The 16,962-nt window shown below is 66.6% G+C and carries 19 protein-coding genes; 2 read left to right on the forward strand and 17 right to left on the reverse strand.

All coding sequences use genetic code 11. From position 1 onward, the window contains the following. Positions 1-9: 9 nt before the first annotated feature. The 16 genes from GVY41_RS13705 to dusA all read right to left on the reverse strand — a co-directional run bounded on the left by GVY41_RS13705 (position 10) and on the right by dusA (position 13,268). A complete protein-coding gene (locus GVY41_RS13705) occupies positions 10-417 on the reverse strand; it encodes a carboxymuconolactone decarboxylase family protein (RefSeq protein ID WP_161347448.1) in 408 nt (135 codons plus the stop codon). Continuing rightward, the gene (nuoI, locus tag GVY41_RS13710; RefSeq protein WP_161347450.1) at positions 414-905 is read right to left on the reverse strand and encodes an NADH-quinone oxidoreductase subunit NuoI; all 492 of its coding nucleotides are present in this window, start codon (positions 903-905) and stop codon (positions 414-416) included. Before nuoI ends, GVY41_RS13705 begins: the two co-directional genes overlap by 4 nt. 3 nt (positions 906-908) lie before the next feature. Further along, the gene (gene nuoH / locus GVY41_RS13715; protein ID WP_161347452.1) at positions 909-1,946 is read right to left on the reverse strand and encodes an NADH-quinone oxidoreductase subunit NuoH; all 1,038 of its coding nucleotides are present in this window, start codon (positions 1,944-1,946) and stop codon (positions 909-911) included. A 15-nt stretch (positions 1,947-1,961) separates the two neighbouring features. Further along, positions 1,962-2,378, reverse strand: coding sequence for a hypothetical protein (locus tag GVY41_RS13720; protein ID WP_161347565.1), 417 nt, complete (start codon positions 2,376-2,378; stop codon positions 1,962-1,964). After that, a complete protein-coding gene (nuoG, locus tag GVY41_RS13725; protein ID WP_161347454.1) occupies positions 2,378-4,390 on the reverse strand; it encodes an NADH-quinone oxidoreductase subunit NuoG in 2,013 nt (670 codons plus the stop codon). Before nuoG ends, GVY41_RS13720 begins: the two co-directional genes overlap by 1 nt. Positions 4,391-4,501: 111 nt before the next feature. Continuing rightward, positions 4,502-4,873 (reverse strand): hypothetical protein, encoded by a 372-nt coding sequence (locus GVY41_RS13730; protein WP_373283303.1) that lies wholly within the window; start codon positions 4,871-4,873, stop codon positions 4,502-4,504. Next, positions 4,870-5,391 (reverse strand): hypothetical protein, encoded by a 522-nt coding sequence (locus GVY41_RS13735; protein WP_161347456.1) that lies wholly within the window; start codon positions 5,389-5,391, stop codon positions 4,870-4,872. The genes GVY41_RS13730 and GVY41_RS13735 overlap by 4 nt, the downstream gene beginning before the upstream one ends. Positions 5,392-5,395: 4 nt before the next feature. Continuing rightward, on the reverse strand, positions 5,396-6,691 hold the full coding sequence (gene nuoF / locus GVY41_RS13740; RefSeq protein ID WP_161347458.1) for an NADH-quinone oxidoreductase subunit NuoF: 1,296 nt from the start codon (positions 6,689-6,691) through the stop codon (positions 5,396-5,398). 15 nt (positions 6,692-6,706) lie between these two features. Further along, positions 6,707-6,934 (reverse strand): DUF5337 domain-containing protein, encoded by a 228-nt coding sequence (locus tag GVY41_RS13745; RefSeq protein WP_161347460.1) that lies wholly within the window; start codon positions 6,932-6,934, stop codon positions 6,707-6,709. Between the two features lie 2 nt (positions 6,935-6,936). Then, the gene (nuoE, locus tag GVY41_RS13750; RefSeq protein ID WP_161347467.1) at positions 6,937-8,295 is read right to left on the reverse strand and encodes an NADH-quinone oxidoreductase subunit NuoE; all 1,359 of its coding nucleotides are present in this window, start codon (positions 8,293-8,295) and stop codon (positions 6,937-6,939) included. 73 nt (positions 8,296-8,368) lie between these two features. Further along, on the reverse strand, positions 8,369-9,577 hold the full coding sequence (locus tag GVY41_RS13755; protein WP_161347569.1) for an NADH-quinone oxidoreductase subunit D: 1,209 nt from the start codon (positions 9,575-9,577) through the stop codon (positions 8,369-8,371). Further along, the gene (locus GVY41_RS13760; protein ID WP_161347469.1) at positions 9,577-10,482 is read right to left on the reverse strand and encodes a sulfotransferase; all 906 of its coding nucleotides are present in this window, start codon (positions 10,480-10,482) and stop codon (positions 9,577-9,579) included. The genes GVY41_RS13755 and GVY41_RS13760 overlap by 1 nt, the downstream gene beginning before the upstream one ends. Before the next feature lies 1 nt (position 10,483). Continuing rightward, on the reverse strand, positions 10,484-11,101 hold the full coding sequence (locus GVY41_RS13765) for an NADH-quinone oxidoreductase subunit C (RefSeq protein ID WP_161347471.1): 618 nt from the start codon (positions 11,099-11,101) through the stop codon (positions 10,484-10,486). A gap of 11 nt (positions 11,102-11,112) precedes the next feature. Next, positions 11,113-11,661 carry a NuoB/complex I 20 kDa subunit family protein gene (locus GVY41_RS13770; RefSeq protein ID WP_161347473.1) on the reverse strand — a complete coding sequence of 183 codons (549 nt, stop codon included), beginning with the start codon at positions 11,659-11,661 and terminating at the stop codon, positions 11,113-11,115. After that, complete coding sequence (locus tag GVY41_RS13775; protein WP_161347475.1) at positions 11,652-12,017, reverse strand: NADH-quinone oxidoreductase subunit A; 366 nt, start codon at positions 12,015-12,017, stop codon at positions 11,652-11,654. Before GVY41_RS13775 ends, GVY41_RS13770 begins: the two co-directional genes overlap by 10 nt. A 267-nt stretch (positions 12,018-12,284) precedes the next feature. Further along, positions 12,285-13,268 (reverse strand): tRNA dihydrouridine(20/20a) synthase DusA, encoded by a 984-nt coding sequence (dusA, locus tag GVY41_RS13780; protein ID WP_161347477.1) that lies wholly within the window; start codon positions 13,266-13,268, stop codon positions 12,285-12,287. Between the two features lie 209 nt (positions 13,269-13,477). Here dusA and GVY41_RS13785 point away from each other — a divergent pair, with 209 nt between their 5' ends. Together GVY41_RS13785 and GVY41_RS13790 are read left to right on the forward strand one after the other, a co-directional pair. Further along, positions 13,478-14,668 carry a glutathionylspermidine synthase family protein gene (locus tag GVY41_RS13785; RefSeq protein ID WP_161347479.1) on the forward strand — a complete coding sequence of 397 codons (1,191 nt, stop codon included), beginning with the start codon at positions 13,478-13,480 and terminating at the stop codon, positions 14,666-14,668. 17 nt (positions 14,669-14,685) lie between these two features. Beyond that, positions 14,686-15,309 carry a DUF1190 domain-containing protein gene (locus tag GVY41_RS13790; RefSeq protein WP_161347481.1) on the forward strand — a complete coding sequence of 208 codons (624 nt, stop codon included), beginning with the start codon at positions 14,686-14,688 and terminating at the stop codon, positions 15,307-15,309. 18 nt (positions 15,310-15,327) lie between these two features. Here GVY41_RS13790 and GVY41_RS13795 read toward each other — a convergent pair whose 3' ends face one another. Further along, a complete protein-coding gene (locus GVY41_RS13795) occupies positions 15,328-16,824 on the reverse strand; it encodes a sensor histidine kinase (protein ID WP_161347483.1) in 1,497 nt (498 codons plus the stop codon). Positions 16,825-16,962: the final 138 nt, after the last annotated feature.

Here is a 16,962-nt window from a genome sequence, read left to right on the forward strand (position 1 = left end):
CCGCGGCCCTCATTCCTTGTCTTCGGTCCCGTCGAAGACGCCTTGGGCGATCTCCAGCGCGCGGGTCATGGCGGGCAGCCCGCCGAACATGCTCATCTGGTAGATCACTTCCGCAATCTCCCGTTTCTTCGCGCCCGCCTGCATCGCGTGGCGGATGGTCAGCCGCAGCTGGCTGTCCGCCTGCGCCCCCAGCACGGTCAGCGCCGCGATGGTCACCAGAAGCCGGGTCTTGGCATCCAGCCCCTCGCGGTTGAAGGTGCGCCCGAAGGCCATCTCCATGAAGTCCTTGGACATGGTCGGGATCAGATCCTCGAACCCCTTGACGCGGAAGGTTTCCAGCGCCGGGTTGAAGGCCTTGGCCATCTCCTGGCTCTGATCCATCATCGCCTTGAACATCTTGGAGAATTCATCGTTCATCTGTACGGGGCATCCATCTCTAGGTTGCGGGCAATCTCGCCTTCCCAGCGGGCGCCGTTTTCCAGCAGCCGCTCCTTGTCATAGAACAGTTCCTCGCGCGTCTCGGTCGAGAATTCGAAGTTCGGACCTTCGACGATGGCATCGACCGGGCAAGCCTCCTGGCAAAAGCCGCAATAGATGCACTTGGTCATGTCGATGTCGTAGCGCGTGGTGCGGCGGCTGCCATCCTCGCGCGGTTCGGCATCGATGGTGATCGCCTGCGCCGGGCAGATCGCCTCGCACAGCTTGCACGCGATGCAGCGTTCCTCGCCGTTCGGATAGCGGCGCAGGGCGTGCTCGCCGCGGAAGCGCGGCGACAGCGGGCCCTTTTCATGCGGGTAGTTCAGCGTTTCCTTGGGCGCGAAGAAGTATTTCATGCCAAGGCCGAAGCCCTTGATGAAATCGAACATCAGGAAGTATTTCGCCGCGCGGGTATAGTCGAGTGCCATGCCTCAGCCCCCCATCGTCCAGCGGGCCCAGGCACCGCCGAGAACTTCGTATCTGGCCAGGAAGGCCACGATCACAACCCAACCCAGCGACATCGGCAGGAACACCTTCCAGCCAATGCGCATCAGCTGGTCATAGCGGTAGCGCGGCACGATTGCCTTCACCATGGCGAACATGAAGAAGAAGAACGCCATCTTGCCGACCATCCACAGCACGCCGTCCGGCAGCCCCGGGATCGGCGACAGCCAGCCCCCGAAGAACAGCAGGCTCATCAGCGCGCACATCAGGAAGATGGCGATGTACTCGCCGGCCATGAACAAGAGGTACGCGGTCGAGGAATATTCCACCATGAACCCGGCCACGAGTTCCGACTCCGCCTCGGGCAGATCGAACGGCGGGCGGTTGGTCTCGGCCAGCGCCGAGATGAAGAACAGCACCACCATCGGCAGGTGCGGCAGCCAGTACCAGTTGAACAGCCCGTAATCGCCGCGTTGCGCCTCGACGATGCCGCCAAAGCTCATCGAGCCCGTCGAGATGATGACGCCGATGATGATCAGCCCCAGCGATACCTCATACGAGATCATCTGCGCGGCGGACCGCAGCGATCCGAGGAACGGGTATTTGGAGTTCGAGGCCCACCCGCCCATGATCACGCCATACACCTCCAGCGAGGACACGGCGAAAACGAACAGGATCGCGACGTTGATGTCGGCCAGGATCCAGCCTTCGTTGAACGGGATCACCGCCCAGGCCAGGATCGCCAGCACGAAGGACACCAGCGGCGCCATGAAGAACACGACCTTGTCGGCCCCGGCGGGGACGATCATTTCCTTGACCACGTATTTCAGCGCGTCGGCCACCGATTGCAGCAGGCCGAAGGCGCCCACCACGTTCGGGCCCTTGCGCATCTGCACGGCGGCCCAGATCTTGCGGTCGCCATACACGAGGAACAGCAGCGAAATCATCACGAAGGCAATGATGCCGAGGCCTTGGACGGCGATCAGCAAGAATGTGCCCAGTGGCGTGGAAAGAAACTCAGCCATGTTGCCTTTTGTCCCTCAGACCGTCGGTATACCCTGTTCGGAACAGGCCGCGACGACGACTTCGGCGTCAATCGTGGCGATGCCCCGGGGTAGTGCTGGCGAGATGGTGTAAACAGCATCCGCGCGCCAAACGCCACCCTCTTCATCGACATTCGTGCGCACATGGCGCGCGAATCCATAGCCCCGGATCAGCGCATATTGCGCCGCCGCACAGGCCGCATAAGCCTCGACATCCGGCAGCCCGCGCGCGCCCGACATGGCAACGCGAAAGCTGACCAGATCGCCGCTCAGCAGCCGGGTTTCCACGCCCCGGTAGTCGGGGCGAAACCCGGCGCTGGTCGCGCCCGGCTGATCCGCAGCGCCGCCCGCACAGCCCGCCAGACCGGCCGCAAGGCCGGTGGCAAGAACCGCAAGGGGGGCGCCGCGGCCCATCATTCCGCCGCCAGCGGCGTTGCCGCCCGCGCCTGCGCCATCGCCGACAGTTCCGCCATCAGCGCCGAGGCGCGGGCGATCGGGTTGGTCAGGTAGAAGTCCTTCACCGTGACCCGGAAATCGGCATGTCCCGGGGCGCGCAGCTCCAGCTCCGCCGGCGCGTTCTCCGGCACCTGGTCGATCAGCGCCAGATGCGGCACCGCCGCCGCCAGCGCCCGGCGCAGCTGCGCCAGAGTGTCCCAGGGCTGCGCCGCGCCAAGCTCGGCCGACAGCGCGCGCAGGATCGCCCAGTTCTCTTTCGCCTCGCCCGGCGCGAAGCCGGCGCGCAGCGCCAGTTGCGGGCGCCCTTCGGTGTTCACGAACAGGCCGTTTTCTTCCGTGTAGGCCGCGCCCGGCAGGATGATGTCGGCCCGGTGCGCGCCGCGGTCGCCGTGGCTGCCCTGATAGATCACCAGCGGTCCCGCCGCGATCTCGACCTCATCGGCGCCGAGGTTGTAGACCAACTCGGCCCCCTCCAGCGCCGCTTGCATCCCGCCCTCGGTCACCGCGCCCACATCCATCGCACCAACGCGCGAGGCTGCCGAGTGCAGCACCAGCAGCCCACCGCCAAGCGCCGTCGCCAGCGCCTGAGCATGGGCCAGCACCGCCTCGCCATCGGCTTCGGTCAGCGCGCCCTGCCCCACGATCACCAGCGCGGGCTTGTCGCTCGCGGTCGCCGATCCGGCCAGCCGCACCAGCGTGTCGCGGCCGGTGCCCTCATGCGTCACGTCATAGGTCAGATCCGCCGCGGCGCCGATCACATGCACCTCGGCGCCTTGGGTCCAGGCCTTGCGGATCCGGGCGTTCAGCACCGGCGATTCCACCCGCGGGTTGGACCCGACGATCCAGATCTGCCCGGCGCTGTCGATATCCTCGATCCGCGCCGTCCCGGCATAGCCGCCGCGCTGCCCGGCCGGCAGACGCGCGCCATCGGTGCGGCATTCCACTTTCCCGCCAAGACCTTCAACGAGGGTCTTCAGCGCAAATGCCGCCTCGACCGGGGCCAGATCGCCCACCAGCCCCGCGACCTTGCGGCCCGTCATCGCCGCAGCCACCGCCGCCAGCGCCTCGGGCCACGTCGCCTTGCGCAGCTTGCCACCCTCGCGGATGTAGGGCGTGTCCAGCCGCTGACGGCGCAGGCCGTCCCAGACGAAGCGGGTCTTGTCGCTGATCCACTCCTCGTTCACGCCGTCATTGTTGCGCGGCAGGATCCGCATCACTTCGCGGCCCTTGCAATCCACCCGAATGTTGCTGCCAAGCGCATCCATCACGTCCACGGTCTCGGTCTTGGTCAGCTCCCACGGGCGGGCGGTGAAGGCATAGGGCTTGCTCACCAGTGCGCCGACCGGGCAGAGGTCGATGATATTGCCCTGCAGGTTCGAATCCAGCGTCAGGTTCAGATAGCTGGTGATTTCGCTATCCTCGCCGCGCCCGGTCTGGCCCATCTGGGTGATCCCGGCCACTTCGGACGTGAAGCGCACGCAGCGGGTGCAGCTGATGCAGCGGGTCATGTGCGTTTCGACCAGCGGGCCGAGGTTCAGGTCTTCGGTCGCCCGCTTGGGCTCGCGGTAGCGGCTGAAATCGACGCCGTAGGCCATCGCCTGGTCCTGAAGGTCGCACTCGCCGCCCTGGTCGCAGATCGGGCAATCCAGCGGGTGGTTGATCAGCAGGAACTCCATCACCCCCTCGCGGGCCTTCTTCACCATCGGCGAGTTGGTCTTGATGACCGAAGGCTCGCCATTCGGGCCGGGGCGCAAGTCCTTGACCTGCATCGCGCAGCTGGCAGCGGGCTTCGGCGGGCCGCCGACGACCTCGACAAGGCACATCCGGCAGTTGCCGGCGATCGACAGCCGCTCATGGTAGCAAAAGCGCGGGATCTCGACGCCCGCCAGCTCGCAGGCCTGGATCAGCGTGAGGTTGGGATCAACCTCGACCTCGATCTCGTCGATGATGATCTTCCGGGTGTTGGACATCTCAAAGCGCCCCTTCCAGCATGCGTTCGGGCGCGAGGCCCGGGACCGCGAGGGCGTGGCCCGCCGCGGTTGATCTTGTCGCGGCATGTGCCGCCTTGTGCGCAAGCCCGCTCATGCGCAGGCCCCCGCGAATTCCCAAGTACCCGCACCGGCGAACTTGCCATGCGCGGTTCCGTCAAACCGCCGCCCCTGCCCCTCGCAGGCCAGCGCAGCGGCCTCCTTGGCAACGCGGCCCTCGGAGTAATCCAGCGGCACCGCAGCGCGGCGCACCGCGACGCGCATCCCGCGCACCGGCACCGCGCCCGCCGGGGTGAAGCGCACCCCGTCCGGCCCCGGCCCGATCTCGGCGAGGAAGGCCTTGCCCTCGACTGCCACGGGAACCCGCCCCGAAGCCGCACCGGCCAACGGCACGGACGGCGCGGCACAGGCGCTCAGCACGCCCGCCCCCACCATGCCGATGATCCCCGCAACCCGCATTCTCACACCGCCTCTTCCGCGCTGGAGTCCCTGAATGCTTCAGGAAACTGTATCAACTCCGACAGAGCTTCGAGTTGGCCTTGGACCAGCGTAAGAGTGGCGATGGAAGCATTCACATGGGCGCTGTCAACGGCGTCTTCTGATTCAAAACGTTTGAGTTCAAGCAACCCATCGATCATTCGCCCATAAGTCTGAGGTTCCCCCTCGAAAAGGATAGAGAATTGCGAGGCGTAATCTTTCGCGCGTTGGTTTTCGATCAGGGGACCGAAGACCGATGGAAACGCCTCAATGTAGGCGCGAACCTTGCCAACAAGCCTCCCGAGCTCCGGAGTATCGGAGCGAATCTCCTTCTCGATTTCTCCCAGACAATTGGCCATTTCGATAAGCAACTCAGCGGCCTTTTGCCTCTTTGCCTCATCTTGCGCCCTGGAGGTCTCCATGAGGGATTGCAATTGAAACACGATCTTGAGAAGCGCAAGACCGCTTTCGGAAAAGGTAAGCAAATATGCGATGCCGCCACCCATTGCCCTACTCCGCCGCCATCGCGCCCATGCGGCCGGTCTTCTTGGCCTTGATCCGGTCCTCGATCTCTTCGCGGTAATGCCGGATCAGGCCCTGGATCGGCCAGGCCGCCGCATCGCCAAGCGCGCAGATGGTGTGGCCCTCGACCTGCTTGGTCACGCTCAGCAGCATGTCGATTTCCTCGACCTCGGCCTCGCCGGTCACCAGCCGCTCCATCACCCGCATCATCCAGCCGGTGCCTTCGCGGCAGGGCGTGCATTGCCCGCAGCTTTCATGCTTGAAGAATTTCGACAGCCGCCACACCGCCTTGATGACATCGGTGGACTGGTCCATCACGATCATGCAGGCGGTGCCGAAGCTGGATTTCAGCTCGCGCATCCCGTCGTAATCCATGATCGCCGCATCGCAGAGGTCCGCCGGCAGGATCGGGCAGGACGCGCCGCCCGGGATCACCGCCTTGAGGTTGCTCCAGCCGCCGCGCACGCCGCCGCCATGCTTCTCGATCAGCTCTTTCATGCTGATCGACATCGACTCCTCGATCACGCAGGGCGTGTTCACATGGCCCGACATCGCATAAAGCTTCACGCCGGCATTGTTCGGCCGGCCAAAGCCCGCGAACCACTCGCCGCCGCGGCGCAGGATCGTCGGCACCACGGCGATGGATTCGACGTTGTTCACCGTGGTCGGGCAGCCGTAGAGGCCAGCGCCGGCCGGGAACGGCGGCTTCATCCGCGGCATCCCCTTCTTGCCCTCAAGGCTTTCCAGCAGCGCGGTTTCCTCGCCGCAGATATAGGCCCCGGCGCCGTGATGCAGGTAGACGTCGAAATCCCAGCCCGACCCGCAGGCATTGGGCCCGACCAGCCCCGCGTCATAGCATTCGTCGATGGCCGCCTGCAGCGCTTCCTTCTCGCGGATATATTCGCCGCGGATGTAGATGTAGCACGCATGGGCCTGCATCGCGAAGCTGGCGATCAGCGCGCCTTCGATCAGCGTATGCGGATCGTGGCGCATGATCTCGCGGTCCTTGCAGGTCGCGGGCTCGGATTCGTCGGCGTTGATGACGAGGTAGGCCGGGCGCCCGTCGCTCTGCTTGGGCATGAACGACCATTTCAGGCCCGTCGGGAACCCTGCCCCGCCGCGGCCGCGCAGGCCCGACTTCTTCATCTCGTCCACGATCCAGTCGCGGCCCTTGCCAAGGATACCGGCGGTGCCATCCCAATGGCCGCGCGCCTGCGCACCCTTCAGGCTGCGGTCATGCATCCCGTAGAGGTTGGTAAAGATCCGGTCCTGATCCTTCAGCATCGTTGCATCCTCAAATCACTGGCGCTTTTGCCGTTGCCAGATCCGCCAGGTCACGACCAGCGCCCAGAAGAACGCGGCCATCGCGGCCAAGTCGAACAGGAACACATAGCGGGCTTCAAGCCCGAACCTGCCGCCCAGCCATTGCGCCCCCATCCACAGCACCATCGTCACCGCGATCACGATGGCGACCATCCGCGCCTCGCTCGCCAGTGCCTTGTCCTGCTGCGTCGGGGGCTTTGTCATCGTCAGTAGTCATTCGTCTTGGCGCGGATCAGGAAAGCCTCACGGCCTTCCTCGCAGATGATCCGCGCCTGCGACACCCACCGCTCGCGGCTGGCGCGGCCGGGGAAATGCGGCAGGTTGGCATCGACCCAGGCCACATCCTCGGGGGTCCAGGCGGCGATCTGATCGAAATGGAACACGCCAAGCCCGTGCAGCACCCGCTCGACCTTGGGGCCGATCCCCTCGATCAGCCGCAGATGGTCTGGCACCCCGCCCCGCGCCTCGGGCAGGCCCGGCGGCTTGCCGGCGGGCAAGTCGGCCACCGGCGTGTCGGTTGCTTGCGCCGTCGCACCAGTGGCGGGCATGTCCGCAGCCGAGGGCACGGCCCCCGCCGGGGCATCCGCGGCATCGGCCGGGGTCTCGACCTCATGCGCGGCGGAAGAGGCAGGCGTTTCCGCATCGGCGCCCGTGGTCGGCATCGGCGCCTCGCGCGTCGTCACCGGCGCGTCCGAGGGCGCCTCGACAGCCACGCCCTGCTCGGGCACCTCGGCGGCGCTCTCGGCGCCGGCCTCCTGCACGGTGATCCCGGTCTCGTCGATCGGCAGGCCCTCGCCCGGGGTCGGCTCTTCGGCCTCGACCACGGCTTCGGTCACAGGTTCGTTCACCGGCGCGGCCTTGTTCAGCCAGGGCGTCAGCAGCGGAACCTCGGTCCCGTCGATGCGCTTCACCGTCTCGCCCAGATCCACCGCCAGCTGCACGCTGGCGTTATAGCGGGTGCGGCCGCTGTCATCGGACTTCAGGCTGGTCAGGCCGCTGGCAGGTTCCGACGAGAAGCGCCCGTTCTGCGGGCCGGGCACCGGCACCGCGCCAGAGGCCAGCTCGTCCAGCAGCTTGCGCAGCTGTTCGGCGGTCAGATCCTCGTAGTAATCCTTGCCGATCATCGCCGCCGGCGCGTTGGCGCAGGCGCCGAGGCATTCAACCTCTTCCCAGGTGAACTTGCCGTTTTCCGACAGCGTGTAGGGACGCGAGGCGATCTTCTCGCGGCAGACCGCGATCAGGTCCTCGGCGCCGCAGATCATGCAGCTGGTGGTGCCGCAGATCTGGATATGGGCAATGCTTCCCGTGGGTTGCAGCTGGAACATGAAGTAGAAGGTCGCCACTTCCAGCGCCCGGATATGTGCGAGGCCCAGCATGTCCGCGACATGCTCGATGGCGGCGCGGGTCAGCCAGCCCTGCTGTTCCTGCGCGCGCCACAGCAGCGGAATGATCGCGCTGGCCTGACGGCCGGCGGGGTATTTGGTGATCTGCGCTTCCGCCCAGGCCAGATTGGCAGGGGTGAAGGCAAAGCCGGCGGGCTGGTCATGATACAGGCGGCGAAGCATCAGCAGGCGGCTCCGGTCAGGGGGACCGCGGCGAAGGCGCCGGCGATCAGGTGTTGCGAAAGGGCAGCGGGCATCAGCGGTCAATCTCCCCGAACACCACGTCCAGCGTGCCGATGATGGCGGACACGTCGGCCAGCTGGTGGCCGCGGGCGATCCAGTCCATCGACTGCAGGTGTAGATAGCCCGGCGCGCGGATCTTGGCACGGTAGGGCTTGTTGGTGCCATCGGCGACCAGATAGACGCCGAACTCGCCCTTGGGCGCCTCGACTGCGGCATAGACTTCGCCGGCCGGAACGTGGAAGCCCTCGGTATAAAGCTTGAAGTGATGGATCAGGCTTTCCATCGACCGCTTCATGTCGCCGCGCTTGGGCGGGGTGATCTTGCCGCGGGCCAGGATGTCGCCCGGCTCGGCGCGCAGCATCTTCAGCGCCTGCAGCATGATCCTGGTCGACTCGCGCATTTCCTGCATCCGGCACAGGTAGCGGTCGAAGCAATCGCCATTGGTGCCGACCGGGATCTGGAAGTCGAATTCGTCATAGCATTCATAGGGTTGGCTGCGGCGCAGATCCCAGGCCAGGCCCGATCCGCGCACCATCACCCCCGAATAGCCCCAGGTGAGGATATCCGCTTCCTTGACCACGCCGATATCGACGTTGCGCTGCTTGAAGATCCGGTTGTCGGTCAAGAGGCCGTCGATATCGTCCAGCAGCGCCGGAAAGGCCTTGGCCCAGTCTTCAAGATCGTCGATCAGCTTGGGCGGCAGGTCCTGATGCACACCGCCGGGCCGGAAATAGGCCGCGTGCAGCCGCGCGCCGCTGGCGCGTTCGTAGAACACCATCAGCTCTTCGCGGGCCTTGAAGCCCCAGAGCGGCGGGGTCAGGGCGCCCACGTCCATCGCCTGCGTGGTGACGTTCATCAAGTGGTTGAGAATGCGGCCGATTTCGCAGAACAGCACCCGGATCAGGCTGGCGCGGCGCGGGACCACGGTTTCGGTCAGGCGCTCGATGGCGAGGCACCAGGCATGTTCCTGGTTCATCGGGGCAACGTAGTCCAGCCGGTCAAAGTACGGCAGGTTCTGCAGGTAAGTCCGCGACTCCATGAGCTTTTCGGTCCCGCGGTGCAGCAGGCCGATATGCGGGTCGCAGCGTTCGACAATCTCGCCGTCCAGTTCCAGCACCAGACGCAAAACTCCATGCGCCGCAGGGTGTTGCGGGCCGAAGTTGATGTTGAAGTTGCGGATCTTCTGCTCGCCGGTCAGCGCGTCGTCGAAGCTGCCATCCATCATATCCGGACCTCCGCCCTGTTGGCCTGCCACTCCAGCGGGAGCGGGCCGAAATTCTGTTCCACGAAGTCATATTGCGGGGCCAGGAACGCCTGGGCCCGGCCGCGCTGGCCTGGGTCGAGCGCCAGCTTCACGCCCTCATGCGCGCGCTCCGAAGTGTCGGCCTCGCGGTAGCTGATCCCGAGGAAGGCACAGAGACGCCGCAACCCGGCCTCGGTCAGCAGCCGTTCCGAAAACTCGATCATCAGCTGCGCGGGCGGCACCGCCGCCTGCAGGCGCTGGATGGTGCCGTGATAATCGCCGCGTGCCGGGATATGCACTTCCATCCCGCGGCGGATCACCCGGTTCAGCACCCGGCGCGACTTCAGCCCGATCTCTTCGCCCGCGCGCAGCTGGCGCTTGGCCTGCATCCGCACATGGCTCCACAGCCGGTCGAGCGGATCGCGCATCAGGTAGAGCACCCGCACGGCGGGCGAGAGCCCCGCCATCATCGTCAGCCGCGCCTGCGACAGCAGCGCATAGCCGGGGGTGATGTCCCCAACCAGCCGGGCATCCCGCGCCGCGGCAAAGAGGTAATCGCGGTAGGCGCGCACGGCGCCGTCCGTATCCCCCGCCTGCGCCAGCGCCAGCGCCGCCACGATCTCGTCCACGTCGTCGATCTGGCGCTGCAGGTTGCCCGCACGCCATTCCCCTGCCCCGGCGAGACGCGCCGCAAGGTCGCTGCGCAGCCGGGCATAGGTGTCGAACTGATGGTCATAGTCATTCAGATCGACGGTGTCGAAGAAATGCAGCTCCTTGATCGACCGCATCCGGCACTCGGGGTGCGCGTGCAGATAGCGATACAGCCAGGAAGTCCCGGCCTTGGTCGCGCCCACGCAGAAGAGGAGTGTCGGCTGGCCGGTCACGTTACGACTTTGCCCCCGTATCCTTGGATTTCTCGTCGCCCGGCAGCACGTATTTCGCGCCCTCCCAGGGGGACATGAAGTCGAACTGCCGGTACTCCTGGGTCAGCGACACGGGTTCATAGACAACGCGCTTCTGCGCCTCGTCATAACGGACCTCGGTATAGCCGGTCGTGGGGAAGTCCTTGCGCAGCGGGAAGCCGCGGAAGCCGTAATCGGTCAGCAGGCGGCGCAGGTCGGGATGGCCCGAGAACAGGATGCCGAACATGTCGAACACCTCGCGTTCGAACCAGTTGGCGGCCGGATGGATGCCGATCATCGAGGGCACCATGTCTTCCTCGCGGATCGCCACCTTCACGCGGACGCGGTGGTTCCGGTACATCGACAGCAGGTGATAGACCACGTCGAAGCGTTCCGGCCGGGTCGGGTAATCGACCGCGGTGATGTCCACCAGCGACGAAAAGGCGCAGGTCGGATCGCTGCGCAGGAAGTCGATCAGGCCGGTGAGGCCCGCCAGCGTCGCGGTCACCGTGAGCTCGCCAAAGGCGATGTCGGTGGACAGCACGGCATCGCCGCGGCGCGCCTCGATGTAGCTGGCAAGTTCGGTCAGGGCTTCGGACATGCGCGCGCTCCTCAGCGGACGAGGGTGCCGGTGCGGCGGATCTTCCGCTGCAACTGCAGGATTCCATAGAGCAAGGCTTCAGCCGTGGGCGGGCAGCCGGGCACGTAGATGTCCACCGGGACGATCCGGTCGCAGCCGCGCACCACCGAATAGCTGTAATGGTAATAGCCGCCGCCATTGGCACACGATCCCATCGAGATCACATAGCGCGGTTCGGGCATCTGGTCATAGACCTTGCGCAGCGCCGGGGCCATCTTGTTGGTCAGCGTGCCGGCGACGATCATCAGGTCCGACTGGCGCGGGCTGGCGCGGGGGGCGGTGCCGAAGCGTTCGACGTCATAGCGCGGCATCGAGGTGTGCATCATCTCGACGGCGCAGCAGGCAAGGCCGAAGGTCATCCAGTGCAGCGAGCCGTTGCGCGCCCAGTTGATCACATCCTCGACCGAGGTGAGCAGGAAGCCCTTGTCCTGCAGGTCGCGGTTGAGCGCGGCCGTGGTGGCTTCCTTGTCGGCGCCGGCGGTGTGGGCGCCAGTCTGGACGCCTCCAGCAATCACTCCCATTCGAGCGCCCCCTTCTTCCATTCATAGGCGAAGCCGACGGTCAGCACGCCAAGGAACACCATCATCGACCAGAATGCCGTCTCACTTAGCCCGCCGAAGGCCACCGCCCAGGGGAAGAGGAACGCGACTTCCAGATCGAAGATGATGAACAGGATCGACACCAGGTAGAAGCGCACGTCGAACTTCATCCGCGCGTCATCGAAGGCGTTGAACCCGCATTCATAGGCCGAAACCTTTTCCGGGTCGGGATTGCGCACCGCGATGATCACGGCGGCAAGCAACAGCACCAGCCCAAGGCCGATGGCCATTGCAAGGAAGATGAGGATGGGAAGGTATTCTCGCAGCAGATCGTCCACTGGTGGCTCCCTCGTGACGCGACGCTGGTCGCGCAGTTCCGGCTTCCGCCCGTTTACTCCCCCACCCCGGCGCGGTCAACCGAAGCCGGGGGGGAAAATGCCCGTGCAGAGCGATGGTTGCGGGGCTGATTTCTTCTCGGCCGGCCCGTTGTTTCGCGGCGCAGCACCGCGCGGCTCTGCGGCGCGGCATGGACCTTGCGGGCGGGGCGCCGTGGCCGGTGCGGCGGGGAAAGACTGACGGAATCAGTTGTCGTGTGACAATCCCGCTCAGGCCGCTGCCCGCAGCGGCTCCAGCGCCGCGTCCAGCACCTCGAGCCCGGCGCCGGGGGTGGAGACGCGTTCCGACAGTACCCGCCGCCAGCCGCGCGCGCCGGGGCGGCCGTGGAACAGGCCCAGCATGTGGCGGGTGATCTGGTGGAGCTTGCCGCCATTGGCGAGGTGCCGGTCGATATAGGGGCGCATCGCGTCCAGCACCTTGTAGGGATCGGCGGGCGTGCCGGTGCCGAAGATGCGCGGGTCGGCCTCGGCCAGGATGGCGAAGGGTTCGTGATAGGCGGCGCGGCCGATCATCACCCCGTCCAGCCCTGTCGCCAGCAGCGCCTCGGCCTCGGCCAGGGTGCCGATGCCGCCGTTGATCGACAGGTGCAGCTGCGGGAAGGCGCGCTTCATGGCAATGACCAGCGGGTAATCCAGCGGCGGGACGGTGCGGTTCTGCGCAGGGCTCAGCCCCTGCAGCCAGGCCTTGCGGGCGTGGATGGTGAAGCGGCTGACCCCGGCCGCGCTGACGGTTTCGAGGAACTGGGGCAGAACCTCCTCTGGCACCTGCTCATCCACCCCGATCCGGCATTTCACCGTCACCTCCACCGGCGCCGCCGCGATCATCGCCGCCACGCAGTCGGCGACCAGCGGCGCGTTCTCCATCAGCACCGCGCCGAAGCAGCCCGACTGCACCCGGTCCGACGGGCAGCCGCAGTTGAGGTTGATCTCGTCATAGCCCCAGTCGGCCGCGATCCGCACCGCCTCGGCCAGCTCCGCCGGGTCGGCGCCGCCAAGCTGCAGCGCGACGGGGTGTTCGGCGGGGTCGAAGTCCAGCAGCCGCGCACGGGGGCCGTGGAGGATGGCGGGGGCAGTGACCATTTCCGTGTAGAGGAGCGCGTGCTGCGACAGCTGCCGGTGGAAATACCGGCAGTGGCGGTCGGTCCAGTCCATCATCGGCGCGACGGACAGCTTGGGGGCGTCGGGGTGCATCATCGGGTCTTGCCATGTCGGGGGTGGGCCGCCCTGGGGATCGACCGCGGGCGAGCTATACTCTGTGACGGCGGGATGACCAAGGCCCCGGCACGCGCGATTGGGGGAAGCGGGCTGACGGATGCGTTACACCCCGGCACAAACTTGCGCCCGGCTCTGGCGTCCGGGCGCGCGGTTGCTTACCTGAGGGGCAAGAACCGGGAGGATTATGGATGCGGAAGATCGAGCTGCCCGAGCGGGACGGCTGGCGTGCGAAGGCCGAGGAGCTTGGCTTCACCTTTGCCGACATGCATGGCGAGCCCTATTGGGAGGAAAGCTCGGCCTACGAGTTCAGCCTCGAGGAAATCGAGAGCGGCATCGAGGATCCCTGCACCGAGTTGCACAGCATGGCCCGCGAGGCGGTGGCCGAGATCCTGGCCAGCGAGGAGCTGATGGCGCGGCTGGCGATCCCGGACGAACACCGCGACCTGGTGGCCGACAGCTGGAAACGGGCGGAGCCCGAGATCTACGGCCGTTTCGATCTGGCCTGGGACGGCACCGGCCCGGCGAAGATGCTGGAATACAATGCCGACACGCCGACCTCGCTGTACGAAAGCGCGTCGTTCCAGTGGAGCTGGCTGGAAGACCAGATCGCCGCGGGTGTGCTGCCCGAGGATGCCGACCAGTTCAACGGCATCCATGAGGCGCTGGTGGAACGGTTCCGCAGCCTGTTCCCGCCCAATACCGACCTGCATTTCACCGCCATGGGCGGCAACCCCGAGGATTACGCCACCGTCGAATGCATGGCCTGGGCCGCACGCGAGGCGGGGATGGGGGCGCATTATTCGGACCTGGAAAAGATCGCCGTCTCGACCAAGGGCCAGTTCCTCGATGCCGAGGACCGGGTGATCGGCACCCTCTTCAAGCTCTACCCCTGGGAAGACCTGCTGCGCGAGGATTTCTCGCGGCATCTGGTCACCTCGGGCTGCCTGATGCTGGAGCCGGCGTGGAAGGCGGTGGTGTCGAACAAGGGCCTGCTGCCGGTGCTGTGGCGGATGTATGCGGGGCACCCGAACCTGCTGCCGGCCTTCTTCGAGGACGAGATCGCGGGCGGCACGCCCGAGGCGCGGCGGGCGGGCGATGCGCTTGGCCGCGGCCATGTGTCCAAGCCGCTGTTCTCGCGCGAGGGGGCGGCGATCCGCATCGTCGAGAACGGGGTGGAGACCGAGGCCAGCCCCGAGGGCGGCTATGGGGCCTACCCCAGGATCGTGCAGGCCTACCATCCGCTGCCCGAGTTCGGCGGCTTCCGACCGGTGCTGGGGGCCTGGATCGTCGGCGAGGCCTGCGTCGGCCTTGGCATGCGCGAGGACCGGGGCCGCATCACCCAAGACCTGTCGCGGTTCAAGCCGCATTACATCCGCTAGCTCCCGGGAGGAGAGACATGACCGACACCCCGCTTCACCCCGTCCAGACCCGGCCCCGCAAACGCTCGCGTGCCGTGGCGCTGACCATCCTTGGCGCCGCCGCCTTCGCGCTGGCCGGCTGCCGCGAGGAAGCGGTCGAGGCCGAGGCCTTTCCGGATCTGGGCGCCTGCAAGGCCGCCGCGGAACAGGGCGGCAGCACGTTTTCAAGCCTCGATTGCGACATCGCTTTTCAGGAGGCGCAGACCCTGCATGCCGAGGCCGCCCCGCGCTATGAAAGCCAGGAGGTCTGCGAAGAGCTGCATGGCGAGGGCAATTGCGGGTCCGAGCAGCAGGCGACGGGATCGGGCGGCGGGTCGATCTTCATGCCGCTGATCGCGGGATACCTGATCGGCTCGATGCTGGGCGGATCGCGCCAGGGGATGGCGGCGTCACAGCCTCTGTACCGGACGCAGGACGGGCGCTTCACCAATGCGGCGGGCACCGCGGCCTATTCGTCGAACACCGGGCGCGGCAATATCGCGGCAAACCAGTTCACCCGCCCGGCCGCCACCGCCGGGCAGCCGCCGATGACCCGCGCCACGGCGGCGGCACGTGGCGGCTTTGGCAGCTCGGGCAGCACCCGCCCCGCTGCCGGGACCTGAGGCCCTGCCCAGGGCTGGCTAGCTCGCCAGCCCCTGCAGGTCCACGCAGATCTCACAGCACACGCCCTTCGGGTGGTAATGCAGGTCCACCTTGCTGATCTGCGCGCCCGAGATGCCGGCGTTCAGCAGGCGGGTGCCCGATCCGCTATGGGCGGGCTCCACGACGGGCGGGCCGCCGGCCTCGTTCCATTCCAGACAGAAGCACTCGCCGTCATCGGTCGGCGTGCTGTGCCAGATCACCGAGACAGAGCCGCCCGGCACAGACAGCGCGCCGTATTTGGCGGCGTTGGTGGACAGCTCATGCAGCATCAAGGACAGCGACAGCGCGGCGCGGGGGCCGACGCGCAGGTCTGGCCCTTCGAGGTGGAAGCGGGGATCGGCCGGATCGTCATGCAGCGCAGTCACGCCGTTCACGATCTCTGTCACCGTCGTCGCCTGCGCGCTGCCCGTCAGCAGCATGTCCTGCGCGCGGGCAAGAACGCCGATGCGCTGGTTCAGCGACAGCCGGGCGGTATCGAGGTCGCTCGCCAGCCGCAGGGTCTGGTTGGCGACGGCCTGCACCAGCGCCAGCTGGTTCTTCATCCGGTGTGCAAGTTCGTGGTTCAGCAATTCCTGCTGGCGCGCGGCATTGGCCTGTTCGGTGATATCCACCGCCTGCACGAAGATGCCATCCGCCGGCCCCTCGAAGCCGCCGACGGGGTGGTAGTTGAAATCGAGGACGCGGCGTTCGCGCGCGCCCTCGGCCGTGCGTTGCAGGTCGATCTCGACCCCGCGGCCGACATAGGCCTCGCGCGTCGCGCGCACTGTGTCGAGCAGGGTGACAAAGCCCTGCTCGGCGGCCTCGGGCAGCGCCTCGGCGACCGACTTGCCGACGATATCCTCGCGCCCGACCAGCGCCCGATACTCGCTGTTCGCGAAGGTGAAGACATGCTCGGGCCCGCTGACGATGGCGACGGCGCCAAGCGCCATCTCGAAGATCTGCCGCATCTGCTCGCGTTCCCTCGCCAGCCGGCGCTGCATCAGCACCTGCCCGGTGATCTCGGCGCAGGCGCAGAACATGCCAAGCACGGCGCCGGCATTGTCCCGCACCGGCGAGTAGGAGAAGGCGAAATGCGCCTCCTCGGGATAGCCGTTGCGGTGCATGACGAACTCGATATCCGCCATCGAGGTGCTGATCCCGTCATAGGCCGCGGCGATGATCGGATCGACCTGGTCCCAGATGTCGAACCACAGCTCGCGGAACGGGCGGCCCATGGCGGCGGGGTGGCGCGCGCCGCACATCGGGGCATAGGCATCGTTGTATAGGGTGATCTGCTCGGGCCCCCAGACGATCAGCATCGGCTGCAAGGAGCCAAGGGCGATCCCCACCACCACCCGCAACTCCTGCGGCCAGTGCTGCGGCGGGCCAAGCGGGGTCGCGGTCCAGTCCAGCCCCCGCATCAGCGCGCCGCATTCGCCGCCGCCCTGCAAGATGGGGTCGGCGCTGGCCGGGGCCGTGATCGGTGATGGCGGCATGATGAGGCTGTGACCTTCGAAAACTCGTGCGGGACGCGGGCTTTGCAAGTATATTCGTTGCAGGCCTGCTTGCCAGTGCTTCTTGGGGGCGGCAAGCCCCGGCCGACATTTCCCTTGCGCAAGGCCCGGGCAATCCGC

Origin of the sequence: Frigidibacter albus, assembly GCF_009908165.1 — a bacterium.
GTDB lineage: Bacteria > Pseudomonadota > Alphaproteobacteria > Rhodobacterales > Rhodobacteraceae > Frigidibacter > Frigidibacter albus.